The following is a 17,405-nucleotide window of genomic DNA, read 5'->3' on the forward strand; positions in this document are numbered from 1 at the left end:
ACTGACCTACTATGCTGAAAACCATTGCCATCTTTATCATCAAAATATATCAGTATTGTATTAGCCCATTATTGGGAAATAATTGCCGTTTTTACCCTTCTTGCTCGCAATACAGTATTCAGGCTATTGAGCGTTTCGGGGTCATTAAAGGAAGTTATTTAAGTGTTCGACGCTTATTGAAATGTCACCCTTGGCATGCAGGGGGAGAAGACCCAGTACCGGACAAACAACCACATAAAACCTGTACTAAGTGCGATACGAACAAAACGTCAGACTAAATGTTGTGACATTCTGTCTACTCGCTTTTATTAGGCCGTCATGGTCAACTTCAATTCGCTCGCCACCAGCACAGCTTGAGTACGATTATTGATTTCCAGTTTACGAAAGATGGCGGTGATGTGTGCTTTCACTGTGGCCTCAGAAATGGATAGTTCGTAGGCAATCTGCTTGTTTAGCAAACCCTCATGTAGGTAACACAACACTTTGTATTGTTGGGGTGTTAGCTCAGCCACACGCTTTTGCATGGTAAGATCCGCTTTGGGCTGCTCCTTAACGGCTCGCTGAATACACTTTGGTAACCAAATATCACCACCCAAAATAGCATTAATGGCTTCCACATAAGTACTGGGTTCACTGGTTTTTGGAATGAAACCCAACGCGCCCGCGGCAATGACTTTGGCGACCAAGGCACTGTCTTCACTGCCAGAAATGATTGCCACTGGAACATCTGGATAGGCTTTTCGAATTCGGATCAAGCCATACAAATCACCACTGCCCGGCATATTCAAATCGAGCAATAACAAGTCCAATTCATTTGCTTGTTCCAGACACAACATAGTCGAATCCAAATCATTGGCTTCGACTATGTGTAGATTGGTCATTTCCGTTTGCAATGCGCTACTCAACGCACTGCGAAACAATGGATGATCATCCGCAATTACCAGTGACAGCACTTGTTATCCTTTTGCATTAGGAACTATGTCACCCATTTAAACGGTTTTCGATCAAATCATCAACCACGCTTGGATCCGCGAGTGTGCTAGTATCGCCTAATTGATCCTGCTCATTAGCTGCAATTTTACGCAAAATACGACGCATAATTTTACCGGAACGTGTTTTTGGCAAACCGCGACTCGCCCATTGGATCAAATCGGGCGTCGCTATTGGACCAATTTCTTGACGCACAAATTGCTTAAGAGACTGACTCAACTCGTCATCTGGTGTGACCCCAACGACAGGCGTAACATAAACATAAATGCCTTGACCTTTGATGTCGTGCGGATACCCCACAATCGCCGCTTCAGCAACCGCAGGATGAGCAACCAAGGCACTTTCAATTTCCGCTGTGCCCAAACGGTGACCAGACACATTCAATACGTCGTCCATGCGTCCCGTTATGAGATAATGGCCATCTTCGTCACGAGAAGCGCCATCACCCGTAAAATACATACCATCGAAAGTACTGAAGTAAGTTTGTTCAAAACGTTCATGATCACCGTATACAGTTCTCGCTTGGCCCGGCCAAGAATCGGTCAGAACCAAGCCACCCTCCACTAACGCGCCTTGCTGACGTTGGATATCTCCCTGTGCATCCACTAAAGCAGGCTGCACACCGTATAAAGGTCCAGTACAGAAACCTGGCTTAGCATCCCCCTGACCCACTCTCGGTGTCATCATCATGCCGCCAGTTTCCGTTTGCCACCACGTGTCCACAATGGGACAAGAGGAATTGCCTATTTCGCTGAAATACCAAGACCAAGCTTCAGGATTGATGGGTTCACCGACACTACCAAGAACACGCAATGATTTACGTTCGCTGCTTTTCGTCGCTTCATCACCTTTTGCCATTAAAGCGCGAATGGCCGTTGGTGCTGTGTACAAAATGGTAACATCAAACTTATCCACCACTCGACCAATGCGGCCTGAATCAGGGAAGGTGGGTACCCCTTCAAACAAAATACTGGTCGCCCCATTGGTAAGCGGGCCGTAAACCATGTAACTATGGCCTGTGATCCAACCCACGTCCGCAGCACACCAATAAACATCATCAGGTTTAAGGTCAAATACCACTTCATGAGTAAGCGAAGCATAAACCAAATAGCCGCCCGTGGTATGCACTACGCCTTTAGGTTTACCAGTGGAACCAGAAGTGTAGAGGATAAACAGAGGGTCTTCTGCGTTCATCGGCTCTGCAGGACATGCTGTGCTTTCACTAACGACTGCTTTAGCCCAATCCACATCACGTCCAGCTTCCCAAGGAATGTCTTTTTGCGTATATCGGTACACCAAAACGCTTTCCACACTTGGGCAAGCATTGTCTTCTAGTGCCATGTCGACATTATGTTTCAGAGGAATGGTGTTCCCAGCGCGTTTGCCTTCGTCCGCCGTTATCACCAGCTTCACACCGCAGTCATTGAGACGGTCTGCAATCGCATGAGCAGAGAAGCCTCCAAAGATCACCGAATGAATGGCTCCAATTCGAGCACAAGCCAACATACTGTAGACAGCTTGCGGTATCATAGGCATGTAAATAGCAACACGATCGCCCTTTTTTATTCCTTGACGTTTTAATAAATTGGCGAGGCGACCCACTTCGTCGTGCAAGGTTTGATAGGTGATGGCCACTTTTTCATCGGATTCTTGATCACCTTCGCAATAATAAGCGACTTTATCCGCCAAGGCTGGTAAATGGCGATCAATACAATTGTGCGCTACGTTCAATTCACCATCTTCAAACCATTTGATGCTGACATTGCCACGTGCGAAAGAGGTATTTTTTACTTTGCTGTAAGCTTTGAACCAATCCAAACGCTTACCTTCCCTGCCCCAAAATTCGTCTGGGTTTTCAATCGATTCTTGATAGCGTTTTGCAAACTCAGTCTGACTGATATTAGCCTGTTTTTCCGCTGCTACTGAAATATCGCTATATACAGATTTCATAACCCGCTCCATTGTTGCTGTTTTTATTCGGATGCAGAACTACTATAACGGCCTATCCATGACTCGCTATTCCACTTTAGTCTTACTTTCTCATGGAAGGAAACAACTTACCATCTTGATCATAACCTTGTTAGCCATTAAAACGACCCGCTTTGACAAAAAAAGGCAAGCTCACATCTTGCTTTTGATTGGGAGTTTGCCAAGCTGCTTTTAAAAGTTCCATACTTTGCAACAGAGCTTCCTCGCCAGATTTTCCTTGTTCTGCAATGAAAGCTTGACTGCTTGACCAACTCAACATCAAATCTTGCACCTGTGTGACTGTCCAATGACAGGTCAACTCAAATTTTGGAACAGGTATTAGCTCAACAGGAAATTCAACATCATCATATTGATTCCACAATAAGCGACTTTCTGATGGCCAATAAGGCGCTAACAAAGGTAGAACATGCTCATTTATGGCCTTATCTTCTTGTGGACCAACCGACAGACGGTTATAACCCATACAGACGAACATACCACCTGGCTTTAAAACTCGCTTTAATTCCCGCCAAAACACATCCAAATCAAACCAATGTAGGGCTTGCGCAACACACACCAAATCAAACGATTGATCTTCATAAGGCGTCTTTTCAGCAGGCGAAACTTGATAATGGATGCGGCGATGTGGCGACGCAGCATGAATTTGTGACTCACTGATATCAGAGGCTTCTACTCGTTCAAAATAGGCCGCTAAATCCAACGCCACTTGTCCAGTTCCACAAGCGCAATCCCAAGCCACGTTAGGCTTTGATACTTGTTGAAACAGCCAATAGTAAAATTCTGGCGGATACATAGGACGAGTTCGAGAATAATTGGTTGAACTGACGCCATCAAAAACTCGCATAACAACCCTCTTTAGTTGACCAACACCTGGTACTTTTCCAGCACTTGCCGCGCTTGGGAGACACCTTTTACACGGTATGCATGCATGCCAAGCGACTGCGCCATGTCTATGTTGATTTGATTATCATCAATAAACAAAATATCCTGTGCTGCGACCTGTAACTTGTCTAACACAACTTGATAAATTTCTGACTCTGGTTTCACCAAGCCTAGTTGATGCGAAGCAAAATAATGATGAAATTGTCCCGCCAATCCCATTTCATCCAATAGCCTTGGCCAATGCGCCGCGTTCGTATTAGACAAAATGGCTTTATGGTACTCTGGCTTCACTTGCTTTACCAAGTCTAGCGCACCATCGAATAAACCTCTTGGCCATGCTTGAAAAGCCTGTTTAAAACTTTCTTTATCAGCACGGCTGTTTACTTCCGCCAACAGTCGGCTTGCAAAAGTATCGAAATCAATTTTGCCTGTATCAAAGGCTTTTACTGCAGGAGATCGTAGCCACTGCAACCAGACTTGCGATTCTTCTCCTTGAGTATTCAACATAGCATGCATTTGTGACACTTCTCCTAAGTCCACTAATACATTACCAAGATCAAACATTACTACACGAATATGATGCTGCTGTGTCATTTTTAAGCTTTTGTCCCCGTCGGCAATTTATTGCTTATACTAAGGTATCTAATTGTAAAAAAGACAGTGAATCGTGTTTTTTCATTGATTGATAGGAAAACATAAATACGTCTTCTGAACGTCTGTGTTATTAAAGAAACGCTGGAGCCATTGCCGTATCCAGGTTACCTGTTTACGTCTTAGCTAATAAGCAAAAAATTGCCGATACCTTGTTTCATAAAATCAGCAAGAAATTGCTCAAAACAGGAGAAAACGTCATATCCCTGATTACATAAAAATGAAAAACCTATAATTTTCATATGGTTATGAAGTTGGTACGGTTTTCGCTATTCAAGAATTGAATCAAACCCAAAATAGGAGAAAAATAAAATGAAATTGGGATTTGTTAGCAAAGCACTTCTGACGGGCGCTACTGCGGTAGCATTAACTTTTTCTGCTACCTCGGCATCCGCTGCAGACAAGCGAAATTATATCTTAGCAACCGCTTCAACGGGTGGTACTTACTATCCTGTTGGCGTAGCCATTGCCACCCTTAGTAAGATCAAGTTGGAACCAAAATTTGGCCTTTCTGTCTCTGCCATTAGTTCGGCAGGATCAGGTGAGAACATCAAATTGTTACGTGAAAATCAGGCGCAATTCGCTATTTTACAAGGTCTATACGGTGCTTGGGCATGGGGTGGTGAAGGACCTTTCGAACAAGTTGGTCAACAGAGTGAACTGCGCTCAGTATCTATGTTATGGCAAAATGTAGAACATTTTGTTCTCAAGACAGAACTCGCCCAAACAGGCACAGTAACCGATCTAAAAGACTTAGAAGGCACCAACAACAAGTTCTCTATCGGTAAGAAAAACTCAGGAACAGAAGGCTCTGGTCGCCAACAATTGAAGGGATTGGGCATTGACCCTGACAAATTCAGCTTGGCCTACATGGGTTACGGTGCCAGTGCTGACGCCATGCAAAACGGTAACATCGAAGGCATGAACACACCGGCAGGCGTTCCGGTTAGTGCGGTAACACGCTTGTATGCCTCTATGGGCGATAAAGTAACTGTATTGGATTTTACCGATGAACAAATGAAAGAGGCGAACGGTGACTACCAATTGTGGACACGATATGTGATCCCTGCCAATACTTACCCAGGTCAAACCAAGGATATTAATACAGTAGCTCAACCCAACTTCTTAGCCACTCGTGCCGACATGTCTGAAGAAGATGTGTATCAGTTAACCAAATCTTTGTACGAAAACTTAGGCTACCTAAGCGCGATTCACAAAGCGACGTCTGTTATGTCGATTGAAAAAGCCATCGCAGGTCTTCCTGTACCGCTGCACCCTGGCGCAGCGCGTTACTATCGTGAAGTTGGTATCGAGATTCCTGCACGTTTGATCGCAGACTAGTTCACCTGCTCAAGTTAGCGCCGTACCTAGTACGGCGCATTCTCTTTTTTGTTCATCTAAGGTAGCTTGTTAATGACTGCTTCTTCGCCATCCACAAACGACCAAGACATTAATTTAGAAGACTTCGAAACCAAATACCGTTCTGGTCCTTGGCTTAATCGTTTGGTCTTTACCCTATCCATTTTTTTAGCGGTTGCACACATCTACATCAACACCATAGCCACCTTACCTGAATTATGGGTATCTGCTTTTCACTTTGCAGGCTTTGGTGCACTCTGCGCCCTACTGATACCTGCCACACCCAAATGGCAACACAGTAAATTGGCTCTCATTGGCGATAGCATCATAGTGCTGGCTCTGGCGGGCATGGTGCTCTATATCATCTTCTTTGAAGATGCCTTATACGCTCGTGGCGTCACCTTTGTTACCAGTGATTGGATGGTTTCAGGCACAGCAGTGTTGCTGTCATTGGAACTTATACGACGCACCAGCGGCTGGTTTATTCCAGTATTGATTTTTATTGCCTTAAGCTACGTCGTGGTTTGGGGGCAATGGTTAAGCGGGATGTTTACCTTCCCTGGCCTAAGCATGGAAACCTTACTCTATCGCAGCTTTTTTAGTAGCGATGGCATGTTTGGTTCCATCTCACGAATTTCATGGAGCTTTGTCTTCATGTTCATCTTATTTGGTGCTTTCTTAGTCAAATCGGGAGCTGGTGATTTCATCATAGATTTATCCCGCGCTTTGGCCAGCAAAATGATTGGTGGCCCAGGTTTCGTGGCGGTGCTGGGTTCTGGTTTAATGGGCTCAGTTTCCGGTTCTTCGGTTGCCAATACGGTTTCCACTGGGGTCATTACCATTCCTTTAATGCGCCGTGCTGGCTTCCCCGCTCGTTTCGCTGCAGGCATTGAAGCGGCCGCTTCCACTGGCGGTCAGTTAATGCCACCGGTAATGGGGGCGGGGGCTTTTATCATGGCATCCTACACGCAAGTGTCTTATGTCACCATCATAGGTGCGGCTGCCATTCCGGCTTTACTGTACTTTTTATCCGTGGGCTTTTTTGTGCGCGTGGAAGCCAAACGCAGCAAGGTAGTGGCCACATTAGATGATAGCCAGATTGTGGTGTCACAAGTACTCAAAGAAGGCTGGCATCACATCATTCCACTCGGTGTGTTGGTCACCCTTCTAATACAAGGCTTTACGCCAACCTATGCGGCGGGTTTGAGTATCATTGCTGTTATCTTGGCTTCTTTTCTATCCAAACGACATAAAATGGGGCCAGTAGCGATTCTCGATGCCATGGCACAAGGGGCCAAAAATATGTCGACCACAGCGGTTTTATTGATAGGTATCGGCTTGGTCGTCAATGTAATTAGTACCACAGGCGTAGGCAATACCTTCTCCTTGTTAATCACCAACTGGGCGGGAGGTAGCCTTTTCTTGACGATTGTCTTGGTGGCCATTGCCTCATTAATTCTGGGCATGGGGTTACCTGTGACCGCCTCCTATATTGTCTTAGGCACTCTGTCTGCACCGGCGCTATTTAATCTGATTGCTGAAAGTCAGTTGGTCGAAATGATTGCTTCAGGCAGTTTGCCAGAGACAGCTCACGCCATTTTCATGCTGGTTGACCCCAGTGTACTGGGTGCTTTAGCGCAAGGTATGCCAATAGATCAAGCACAAGCTTTGGTGGCACAAGTACCTAACGACTTTAAAGGCATGTTGATGGATCAAGCATTAGGAGCGGAGCATGTGGCAATGATTTTGGTCACCGCGCACATGATCATCTTCTGGCTATCACAAGACAGTAATGTCACTCCACCTGTCTGTTTGACTGCTTTTGCCGCTGCCGCCATTGCCAAAACACCGCCTATGTTAACTGGCATGACGGCTTGGAAACTGGCCAAAGGCTTATATATAGTGCCTCTCTTAATGGCTTACACTCAGTTAATTGGTGGCGACACGGAAACCTTAATGCGTTTATGCTTTTTCGGCATTTTCGGTTTGTATGCCTTGGTTGCTGCAATGGAAGGTTATTTAGAAGACAAGCTAAACTTGCCATATCGCCTAGTCGCACTGTCTGCAGCCATCTTAATGCTTTGGCCAAATTTGGAGATCTGGCTGCAATCTATTGGCTTAGGGTTATTCCTTGTGCTGTTCGTATTGGGCAATCGTAGTTATCAAACAAGCGTCCAATAATCTGAAACTGTGCTATAAAAAAGCCTGACTTGAGTCAGGCGTTTTATACCCGATCAGAATCCTGAGTACTTTTGGTCGCGCTTAAAGCACCAGTCCCAGGGTTAGGATGGCTCATCATATCAATCCAGCGCGCTACGTTGGCTTCGTATTCGGCCATTTGATCACTGGGAACCGATTGCGCGGTGGGAATTTTGGCTGTCATCGGGTTAACAGGGCGACCACGAACGTGCAGTTCATAATGCAAATGCGCTCCCGTCGTACGGCCAGTGTTACCCGATAACGCAATCACCTGACCTCGTTTCACCTTCTGACCTTTTTTGACCAAAATCTTGCTTAGATGTAAAAAACGCGCGCCATATGGACCGGTGTAATCAATCACTAGGTATTTGCCCGCATATTTATGACTGGCCACCCGAGTCACAACACCATCCCCCGTTGCCAGTATTCTGGTGCCCACAGGGGTGGCTAAATCCACACCATTATGCGGCGCAAGATGGCCAGTAATTGGGTGTAATCGATTGGCGTTGAAGGGGGAACTAATTCGGTAATGTTGTGAGGTTGGCCAACGCAACAAAGCTGGCGTCAAACTATTACCGTCCTGATCGTAGAAGCGCCCATCCGTGTGCAAGAAGGCACGGTAGGTTTTGCCTTGCACCACAAATTGCAGAGCTTCAATCTGTGTATCACCCACTTGGACGCCATCAATACTGCCATTTTTGACAATCAAATCGAACTCATCATTGGCGCGCAAGTCCTTACGAAAATTCACTCGACCTTTCAGTACATCATGAATAATCAAAATATTGTTATCCGACAAACCTAGCTTCTTGGCCGACAAATAGAAATTGCCCACTATTTTACTGTGAATACTGGTTTGCGTGTAGGTAACTGGCTTAACCTGTTCTTCGTAAATAAAACCGCCACTGTCATGACGCACGAAAGAAACACTTTTGCTGATGTCGAGACGTCTGGTTAAACGCTCTAGTTGGCCATTCTCATCTAATTTAAAAGTGAATTTATCTTTTGGCAAAAGCGGCTCTAACACCAAGTATTCTTGATCCGCTTCAAGTACGGCGTACATGGATTCTTTGGATAAACCAAACCGATTGAAGATTTTTGCCAGGGTATCACCCGATTGAATAATGTACTCAATGCTGGCTGGTGTTATATCTGCTTGCTCAACGTTTTGTATTGGGTCCGTTGAAAGCAACCCATCAAAGTCCTGCTCAGGTTTAGTGACTTCAATATCGTGACGTCGAATGCTGGTAACAGCGGTTTCATTAGGCAAGACAAATTGCTGTGTTGGCCTTGCTGTTGGCAATACTAAGGCTTTGTAGACCCATAAAAACAATAAAAAAACGGCTACTATTGAGGCGAGCCATGCACGCTGACCTTGAAAACACCAATTCAGCATGCGTTTAAAAAAAAGCATAAATAAACTCATTTAGAAATATGGGCAGCCAGTCGCCCTACAAAATATTCACCACTAGGATAGTGTTCTTCATTCTTAAACTAAGAAATATTAACCGGATACTCGCTACTTTGTCTTATGTTTTACAATACTGGCTACTAATAGTGCGTAATAATCATGCTTAATGCCGGATTTGAGTAATTTCTTACAAAAACCATACAAAAATAACGTCGCTATTTATCGGGACGCTAGAATACGGCATTTCACTGTACAAAGAAACACCTATCATTCTATCAATCAAATGCCGCTGAACCAGATCAAAACATGTTTTTTAATTTCACAGTATTTCCATGCAAAATTTCTAGACGCAGCAAATAAGCCTACGTACTATGAAACGTTTAAACACGCTGGATAAAGTCTCTCATGTCACTCGATGAATTTGCCTACCAAGGCTTTCATGCAACGCCATATCACCATCTTGGGGAAGTCAATGCATCCACCTGTGTGGACTTGGTAGAAGAATTACCCATCTGTCTCAGCATTCAAGGCATCACTCATGCTGTCATTATGGCGACACCCATTCAGATTGAGGAATTTGCCTTAGGTTTTGCTATCAGTGAAGGTATTATCGAAAGCCTGCAAGACATACGTGACATTCAGTTTGAAGAAGAAATGACAGCGAATGGCATCAAAGCATTGAATATCAATATTCAGATCAGCCCGCGACGTTTCAATGACTACAAACAAAACCGTAAAGCCCACCTTGGTGCCAGTGGTTGCGGTTTGTGTGGCAAAGAATCCCTACAACAGGCTTTTCCAACCTTAGCCAAGTTAACCCCAAGCACTTTAGTGGATTTTTCTTTTCTCAAGGGTTTGCGAGACCGGGTCTTTTCCGCGCAACATTTAGGACAACGTACCGGAGCCTTACATGCGGCTCTATTATTGGATCCGCAAGGTAATATTCTTTGCTGCCTAGAAGACATAGGTCGCCACAATTGTTTAGATAAAATAATAGGACATGCAGCGCAAGCATCGATCAATTTGCACCAACATTCTGTGGTCATGTCCAGTCGCTGTAGCACTGAGCTAATTCTTAAAGCAGTCAAGGCTGGGCTCTCTACCCTGATTCATCTTGCTTCTCCCAGTCAACTAGCGGTAAATTTAGCGCAAGATTATGGCCTTACGCTGATTCATTTACCCAAACAAGATGCTCCTCGCTTCTTCACACCGGCCAATAGAAAGGACAATTTAGTATGACAAATAAAACACAGCGCTTCACTCCGTATAAAGGTCCGGCCGGCGGTTGGGGTGCATTAAAAAGTACTGCACAACATTGGTTAAAAAGTGAAAATGCCACGCGCAATATTTTTACCCTACTTAAAACCAATCAACCCCATGGTTTCGATTGCCCTGGTTGCGCATGGGGTGAAAAGCACGATCCAGCCAAAATTCGTTTTTGTGAAAATGGTGCTAAAGCAGTGAACTGGGAAGCGACATCCCGCAAAGTAGACGCGAATTTTATGGCCCAGCATTCCGTCAGCTGGCTCAAAACCCAAAGCGATTACTTTTTAGAATATCAAGGTCGCTTGACCGAGCCTATGCGTTATAACCCGTCTACCGATCACTATGAAAGCATTACTTGGTCAGATGCATTTAAACGGATTGCCGATACACTCAAGCAACAGTCTTCCCCCGATAATGTGGCTTTTTATACCTCAGGTCGTGCCAGCAATGAAGCCGCATTCTTGTATCAGTTATTTGCTCGCGCCTACGGTACTAATAACTTCCCAGATTGTTCGAATATGTGTCATGAAGCCAGCGGCTATGCTCTCACCAGCAGTATCGGCATTGGTAAAGGAACGATTGAAATTGACGATTTCGAAAAAGCTGATGCGGTTTTTGTATTTGGCCAAAACCCTGGCACCAATCACCCTCGCATGTTGGAAACCCTCAAAGAAGTAGTCCAGCGCGGTGCTGAGCTACACACCTTCAACACACTAAAAGAGCGTGGACTTGAGCGTTTTCAAAATCCACAAAGTCCAATCGAGATGCTCACCAACTCGTCCAAACCAACCAACACGGCCTATTACACGCCTAAAATTGGTGGCGACATGGCGGTTGTTCGTGGCATGGTGAAAGTACTGATCGAGCTAGAAGAAGCTGCTCAACAAGCGGGGAAAGCGGTTTTCGATCATGATTTCATTGCACAACATACCCAAGGAATGGACGCCTACCTTGAGCAAGTAAAACAAACATCTTGGTCCAGCATTATTGAACAATCAGGGCTGAGCCGAGAACAAATAGAACAAGCTGCAAACGTCTATGCAAAAGCAGACAGCAGTATTATCACTTGGGCGATGGGCATCACGCAGCATCATCACTCGGTTGCCACCATTCACGAAATCGTCAATCTATTAGCCTTGAAGGGGAACTTCGGTAAAACAGGCGCAGGCGCTTGTCCAGTACGAGGTCACAGTAATGTGCAAGGCGATCGTACTATGGGCATAAACGAAAGACCCAGCGAGGCATTTTTACAGGCGTTGGAGCAACGCTTTCAGTTTACTCCGCCAAAACAAGAAGGGTTGGCGGTGGTCGATACCATCCGCGCTATGCAACAAGGTAAAGTTAACGTCTTTATCGCCTTGGGCGGTAATTTCGCCGCCGCCACACCAGACACCCAAGCGACAGCGCAGGCTTTAGAAGCGTGTCAGTTAACCGTACAAATCAGTACCAAGTTAAACCGCTCTCATCTGGTAACAGGCAAAGAGGCTTTGATTTTACCTTGCCTTGGTCGTACTGACATTGATCATCAAGCCAATGGCCAACAAAAAGTCACAGTAGAAGACTCTTTCAGCATGATTCATGCTTCAGGCGGTGTGTTAGAGCCCATGAGCGATTTACAGAAATCGGAACCGGCCATCATAGCAGGCATGGCCGAAGCGACATTAGGCAAACACCCAGTAGATTGGCAAGCACAGATTGCGGATTATGACCTAATTCGTGAGCACATTGCCGCCGTGGTGCCTGGCTTTGCTGACTTCAATCAACGCATTTTACAAGATGGCGGTTTTTATCTAGGCAACAGTGCTCGCGATCGACATTGGAAAACACCCGCTGGAAAAGCCATAATCCATAGTCACACATTGCCTGAGTCTATTTTACCTAAGCAGACAAAAGGACTGCTCACTGAGCGCAGCTTCATTTTGCAAACCTTGCGCTCTCACGATCAGTACAACACCACCATATACGGCTTAAACGATCGCTATCGAGGCATAAAAAACGAGCGCAATGTGATCTTTATTAACCCTGCCGACATACAAAGACTGGGTTTTAAAGAAGGACAAAAAGTCGCCATTCGCTCGATTTGGAACGACGGCATAGAACGAAAAGTAGAGGGTTTTAAGCTGGTACCTTACAGCATTCCAGCTGGTAATTTAGCTGCCTATTACCCAGAAACCAATCCTTTGGTACCGTTAGACAGCCATGGGGAGTTTAGCCATACGCCAACCTCAAAAAGCATAGCGGTAGAATTGGAGCTCAGTGAAAACCAAGCGGAACTGGAAATCACCTCACTCTAATGCCCAATCACTTTATTGCTGAGCGCTTTATTATTTAGCGCTTAATGCTGAGCCATGTGGCGTCGCTCTTTAATAATGACGCCACATGGACATAAGAGTTAATGGCGCCACATGGCAGGCAAAAACAGCACCAACACGGTAAAATACTCTAGGCGGCCTAGTATCATGGCAAAACTCATTAGCCAGGTTCCAGTGTCGCTGAGTGGTGCAAAGTTATTACCTAACTCAGCAAAGCCTGGCCCTAGTACATTTAAACAAGCGGCAGTCGCACTCAGGGAAGCCATAAAGCTCATTCCTGTTGCCATTAATAATAAGGTAAACACCAAGGTGACAATAGCCGCCACACACATAAAGCCCATGATAGAATGACGAATATCGTCGCTGATATGCCGGCCTTGAAACTTCATAGTAAAAACCCCATTAGGGTGCACCAAGCGCTTAATTTCTAAACTGATGGACTTCAAGGAAATAACATTGCGAATGACCTTATTGCCACCCGCCGTCGAACCAGCACAACCGCCTATGTAACCAATAAAAATCAACACAATAGAGGTAACAGCAGGCCACGAACCAAAGTCCGTGGCGGCAAACCCAGTACTGGTAATAAACGAAATCACATGAAAAAAAGCTTGCGTTAAGGCGTTCCAATTTCCCAGTTCTGCCTGCGTTTGGTAGAGAAACACAGCTAACAACAAAGCCACCAGCGCGACAATAATCAAAAAGGCATGGGTTTCCTCATCTTGCCAATACAGCTTGATAGCACGAGCTAGGAAAACTCGATAATGCAACGCAAAGTTAATGGCCCCAAGTAACATAAAAAGATTGCAAATCCACAGTATAAGCGAACTATTGAAATAACCCATACTGGCATCATGAGTAGAAAAACCACCCGTAGAAACCGTCGTAAAACTGTGTCCTATGGCGTCAAACACAGTCATACCAGCCAAATAATAAGACATGGCGCACAGCAGAGTAATAGCCACATACACCATCCATAAATAACGTGTGGTACTGGATACTCGTGGCGATAACTTATCATCTTTAATTGGGCCAGGGGTCTCTGCTTTTAACAAACGCATTCCCCCTATGTTTAACATGGGGAGAATAGCCACCACAAAGATGACTACTCCTAAGCCCCCCATCCATTGTAGAAATTGCCGATACATCAAAAAGCTTGGTGGCAACTCATCCAGGCCAGATAAAATGGTCGCCCCAGTAGTCGTTAGCGCACTGATGGATTCAAATACCCCATCGGTAAAAGACACTTGAGTTACATGAATAATGGGGATAGCCCCTAATACACCAACAGCACACCAAGTCAAAGAAGCAAACAACATAGCTTCACGAACATTTACCGATGGCAAAGGGTATTTTTTAAAAGCAAAGAGTAACGGCATAGCACAACAAAAGGTCAGCACCGCAGGCACCGCAAAGTCACGACCGACGCCGTCTTTAAAAAACATAAAAGACAACTCGGCAAAGACAAACTGCACCAAACTCATCCATAAGCAAGGCATGGTTAAGAGACGAATAATCAACAGCGGACGAATCATTTACATCATGGCCTTGTGTTTCATTAGGTTAAAGAGCGTATTTCCCTGAACGCCCGCATTGACAGATGAGGACAACGCTTTTCCATGCCTCTAACTATAAGGCAATGAAAAGGGTAACCCGCAGACCAAATATGAAAATAGCTTGGTTAAAAGCGTACGATAGTGCAAGTAATATGGACACCACACAAAGATTGTGCTTTTATTAATCAAACAATAATTAGATAAAGTCAACTGGAGGAGCACAATATGGATATGCTTTTATTGGATGATGTTGTTCATCTCACTGCACTGGCCATTACGGTAGGCAGTTTTTTGGTTATCAGTGGCAAACGAATTATCGAATTGTGCGAACAAACTCGATCTAAATAGTGGTCAGACAAAATTTTCAGAAAAGCCGAATGCTCCCTCACATTTGGCTTTATAAATTGATAAAGCTTTTAACACAACATCAAGCTTCGAATATCATCCGGAATGGCCTGAGCTTGTAACTTTCCTTGTTCATTTACACATGCCCAAACACGTTTTTCAGCACATTCAACCGCCAAATCACCTTGATTAAACAGGCGATGTTGAACGCAAAAGCTGGCCCTACCAATTTCTGTGAACTCACTTTCAATACTTACCACATCACCATACTTAGACGCTTTGTAAAACTGTGATCGAGTATCCACCATAGGAAAGCCCACACAATGCGCTGTTTCTCGAATACAACTCAGAGGATATCCCATGGCATGGAATAACTCACCAGTTGAGGCATCGAAGAAGGCGAAGTAACGCGGATAAAATACGATATCCGCTGGGTCACAATCCCCCCATTCAATGCGTATTTCTCGCTCATTTTTAAACATCTTAGAGACTGATCACTTGTTGCGCTATCGGCTCTTGATATAAGAGTTCCACTTGATCCTCACGATGAGATTGCACCGCACGTTGATTCAAAGACCCCTTATCGGTGATTTCATGAGCATCAATACTGGCTGGTGTTGCCTGTAGTATAATGCGCTTCACCAAAGTGGAACTGCCTGTGCTTTGCGCCGCAGCTTCTTGCATTTTCTGATGGAAAGCCTCGCGTACCACTTGATGCGCTATCACTTCTTCATTGGATTCCACCACATCGTGAGGCAAGATGGCTTTGCAGTGCGCCCAATCAGGAAACACCATAGCTGTGATGTAACCTCGGTTGGTTCCGCATAACACTACATCCTGAGCAAAAGGCGCTAATGCACTAATAAACTTAGCTCGCAAGGTTCCCGCACTGACCCAGGTACCACTATCGAGTTTAAAATCCTCTGATACTCGACCATCAAAACGAAAGCCACGCTCTGGTTGTGTTTCATCTAAGAAAGCAAAGGCATCGCCTAAACAATAATAGCCTTCTTCATCAAACGCCTTTGCGGTCAGCTCAGGTTGACGCCAATAGCCCGGCATAACGGTCACCGCTTTCACTCTGGCTTCCAACTTTCCTTGATTAGGTATCAATTTAATCGATACCCCAGGCGCTGGCACGCCAATCACACCAGAAGTGGATTCTTCAACCGACGCAAAGGTTGCCGATGGTGCCGTTTCAGTACAGCCTAAACCTGTAAGCATAGGGATTTTTTTGCCCGTATATTGAATGGCTAAGGCGTCTAAATCATCCCAAATATGTTGTGCTAAGCCCGCAGCGGCAAAAAAGGTAAACTGCAAACGGGAAAAGAATTTTTGTGCAAATTGGTCGTCCTCTTTGAGTTTTTTCACTAACAACTCAAACCCTTTGGGAACATTAAAATACACAGTTGGCGAAATTTCCGACAAATTTTTCAAGGTTTTATCAAACAGCTTCTCTGTTGGCTTACCATCGTCGAGATACAAGCTACCGCCATTGTAAAGTGCTATACCAATATTATGGTTACCACCAAAAGTATGATTCCAAGGTAACCAATCCACCATGATGGGTGGCTGATCTTTTAGGAATTGCATCACTTGATGAATCATCACCTGATTGGCGCAGATCATTCGCTGAGTGTTGATAACGCCTTTCGGCATACCCGTAGTACCTGAAGTGAAAAGAATTTTCGCAATGGTATCGCCATTGACCTTGCTATTCTCAATCTCAATCTGCGGAGAAATAGCGTGCGCCATACAGTCTTGATAAGACACGGTAGGATTATTGATTTGCTGTGCCTGCGTGTCGCCTTTTAATACCAATACTGGCGTGGTCTCGCCCTGACAAACGGCTTTAATGGCTTTTTCATAGGGCGCTAATTCATCCACGACAATAAGACCTGGCGTCAGTATGTCCATGATGCCTTGCAATTTAGCGTAATCGGTAGCAATCAATGAATAGGCAGGAGACAAAGGCGAGTGAGCAATGCCCACATACATGCCAGCCAAAGCCAACATAAGATGTTCAGCACTGTTACCACATAAAAAAACAATGGGATGTTCGGTCGAGACGGGTTGGGTAAGCAACCAAGAAGCCAACTTCTTGGCCCGCAACACAGCATCCGAATAGGTAATCTTATCCCATTCACCTTGCGTATCACGCTGGGCAACAAACACCCTGTCTGGTGCTTGTTGTGCCCAGTACGCTAATTGATCTGTCCAACAACGGGCAAAATCATCCAATGGCTTTTGACTGTTTACTATCTTTACGCCATCCTCGCGCTTAATTAATTCGATGGGATGCGCAACGACTTTAATAGGATGAAATCCAACACTCATGTTCTGCTCCTAAAACCACCTTGTTTGTTTTTATGTGGTTTAAGTTTTATTTTTGAGTCGCTAATGACCTTGTCACTAACGCTATTATTGTTATTCTCTCGATGACTT

General features: G+C 44.9%; 14 protein-coding genes. 6 read left to right on the forward strand and 8 right to left on the reverse strand.

Features of this window, described 5'->3' with window-relative positions; translation table 11 throughout:
- Nucleotides 1-11: 11 nt before the first annotated feature.
- Nucleotides 12-278, forward strand: a complete 267-nt coding sequence (gene yidD, locus ACXAH2_RS04260) for a membrane protein insertion efficiency factor YidD (protein WP_475076924.1) — start codon at nt 12-14, stop codon at nt 276-278.
- Between the two features lie 30 nt (nt 279-308).
- Here the strand turns inward: yidD and ACXAH2_RS04265 are convergent, their stop codons facing one another.
- The 4 genes from ACXAH2_RS04265 to ACXAH2_RS04280 form a co-directional block, all read right to left on the reverse strand.
- Nucleotides 309-953 (reverse strand): LuxR C-terminal-related transcriptional regulator, encoded by a 645-nt coding sequence (locus ACXAH2_RS04265; RefSeq protein ID WP_475076925.1) that lies wholly within the window; start codon nt 951-953, stop codon nt 309-311.
- Nucleotides 954-981: 28 nt separating this feature from the next.
- Complete coding sequence (acs, locus tag ACXAH2_RS04270; RefSeq protein WP_475076926.1) at nt 982-2,940, reverse strand: acetate--CoA ligase; 1,959 nt, start codon at nt 2,938-2,940, stop codon at nt 982-984.
- Between the two features lie 130 nt (nt 2,941-3,070).
- Nucleotides 3,071-3,823, reverse strand: a complete 753-nt coding sequence (locus ACXAH2_RS04275; RefSeq protein WP_475076927.1) for a class I SAM-dependent methyltransferase — start codon at nt 3,821-3,823, stop codon at nt 3,071-3,073.
- Nucleotides 3,824-3,834: 11 nt separating this feature from the next.
- A complete protein-coding gene (locus tag ACXAH2_RS04280) occupies nt 3,835-4,455 on the reverse strand; it encodes an HAD family hydrolase (protein WP_475076928.1) in 621 nt (206 codons plus the stop codon).
- 369 nt (nt 4,456-4,824) lie between these two features.
- Between ACXAH2_RS04280 and ACXAH2_RS04285 the strand changes: the two genes are divergently transcribed.
- Nucleotides 4,825-5,853, forward strand: a complete 1,029-nt coding sequence (locus ACXAH2_RS04285) for a TAXI family TRAP transporter solute-binding subunit (RefSeq protein ID WP_475076929.1) — start codon at nt 4,825-4,827, stop codon at nt 5,851-5,853.
- Nucleotides 5,854-5,925: 72 nt separating this feature from the next.
- Nucleotides 5,926-8,052 (forward strand): TRAP transporter permease, encoded by a 2,127-nt coding sequence (locus ACXAH2_RS04290; RefSeq protein ID WP_475076930.1) that lies wholly within the window; start codon nt 5,926-5,928, stop codon nt 8,050-8,052.
- Between the two features lie 43 nt (nt 8,053-8,095).
- Here ACXAH2_RS04290 and ACXAH2_RS04295 read toward each other — a convergent pair whose 3' ends face one another.
- Complete coding sequence (locus ACXAH2_RS04295; protein WP_475076931.1) at nt 8,096-9,484, reverse strand: peptidoglycan DD-metalloendopeptidase family protein; 1,389 nt, start codon at nt 9,482-9,484, stop codon at nt 8,096-8,098.
- A 402-nt stretch (nt 9,485-9,886) separates the two neighbouring features.
- On the opposite strand from ACXAH2_RS04295, the gene fdhD reads away from it, so the two are divergent.
- The gene (gene fdhD, locus ACXAH2_RS04300; protein WP_475076932.1) at nt 9,887-10,720 is read left to right on the forward strand and encodes a formate dehydrogenase accessory sulfurtransferase FdhD; all 834 of its coding nucleotides are present in this window, start codon (nt 9,887-9,889) and stop codon (nt 10,718-10,720) included.
- Entirely contained in the window at nt 10,717-13,041 is a 2,325-nt protein-coding gene (locus ACXAH2_RS04305) for an FdhF/YdeP family oxidoreductase (RefSeq protein WP_475076933.1), read from the forward strand. Before fdhD ends, ACXAH2_RS04305 begins: the two co-directional genes overlap by 4 nt.
- Before the next feature lie 98 nt (nt 13,042-13,139).
- On the opposite strand, the gene ACXAH2_RS04310 is transcribed toward ACXAH2_RS04305, so the two are convergent.
- Entirely contained in the window at nt 13,140-14,594 is a 1,455-nt protein-coding gene (locus ACXAH2_RS04310; RefSeq protein ID WP_475076934.1) for a TrkH family potassium uptake protein, read from the reverse strand.
- Between the two features lie 246 nt (nt 14,595-14,840).
- Here ACXAH2_RS04310 and ACXAH2_RS04315 point away from each other — a divergent pair, with 246 nt between their 5' ends.
- Nucleotides 14,841-14,963, forward strand: coding sequence for a hypothetical protein (locus ACXAH2_RS04315; protein WP_475076935.1), 123 nt, complete (start codon nt 14,841-14,843; stop codon nt 14,961-14,963).
- Nucleotides 14,964-15,031: 68 nt separating this feature from the next.
- Here ACXAH2_RS04315 and ACXAH2_RS04320 read toward each other — a convergent pair whose 3' ends face one another.
- A complete protein-coding gene (locus ACXAH2_RS04320; RefSeq protein ID WP_475076936.1) occupies nt 15,032-15,442 on the reverse strand; it encodes an acyl-CoA thioesterase in 411 nt (136 codons plus the stop codon).
- 1 nt (nt 15,443) lies between these two features.
- Nucleotides 15,444-17,297 carry a feruloyl-CoA synthase gene (locus tag ACXAH2_RS04325; protein ID WP_475076937.1) on the reverse strand — a complete coding sequence of 618 codons (1,854 nt, stop codon included), beginning with the start codon at nt 17,295-17,297 and terminating at the stop codon, nt 15,444-15,446.
- Nucleotides 17,298-17,405 lie beyond the last annotated feature (108 nt).

The organism is Marinomonas sp. ABL3_031 (genome assembly GCF_056161265.1).

Coding starts and splice junctions, on each gene's coding strand:
- yidD (WP_475076924.1), top strand. CDS start 12: ATGCTGAAAACCATTGCCATCTTTATCATCAAAATATATCAGTATTGT.
- acs (WP_475076926.1), bottom strand. CDS start 2,940: ATGAAATCTGTATATAGCGATATTTCAGTAGCAGCGGAAAAACAGGCT.
- ACXAH2_RS04275 (WP_475076927.1), bottom strand. CDS start 3,823: ATGCGAGTTTTTGATGGCGTCAGTTCAACCAATTATTCTCGAACTCGT.
- ACXAH2_RS04280 (WP_475076928.1), bottom strand. CDS start 4,455: ATGACACAGCAGCATCATATTCGTGTAGTAATGTTTGATCTTGGTAAT.
- ACXAH2_RS04285 (WP_475076929.1), top strand. CDS start 4,825: ATGAAATTGGGATTTGTTAGCAAAGCACTTCTGACGGGCGCTACTGCG.
- ACXAH2_RS04290 (WP_475076930.1), top strand. CDS start 5,926: ATGACTGCTTCTTCGCCATCCACAAACGACCAAGACATTAATTTAGAA.
- ACXAH2_RS04295 (WP_475076931.1), bottom strand. CDS start 9,484: ATGCTTTTTTTTAAACGCATGCTGAATTGGTGTTTTCAAGGTCAGCGT.
- fdhD (WP_475076932.1), top strand. CDS start 9,887: ATGTCACTCGATGAATTTGCCTACCAAGGCTTTCATGCAACGCCATAT.
- ACXAH2_RS04305 (WP_475076933.1), top strand. CDS start 10,717: ATGACAAATAAAACACAGCGCTTCACTCCGTATAAAGGTCCGGCCGGC.
- ACXAH2_RS04310 (WP_475076934.1), bottom strand. CDS start 14,594: ATGATTCGTCCGCTGTTGATTATTCGTCTCTTAACCATGCCTTGCTTA.
- ACXAH2_RS04315 (WP_475076935.1), top strand. CDS start 14,841: ATGGATATGCTTTTATTGGATGATGTTGTTCATCTCACTGCACTGGCC.
- ACXAH2_RS04320 (WP_475076936.1), bottom strand. CDS start 15,442: ATGTTTAAAAATGAGCGAGAAATACGCATTGAATGGGGGGATTGTGAC.
- ACXAH2_RS04325 (WP_475076937.1), bottom strand. CDS start 17,297: ATGAGTGTTGGATTTCATCCTATTAAAGTCGTTGCGCATCCCATCGAA.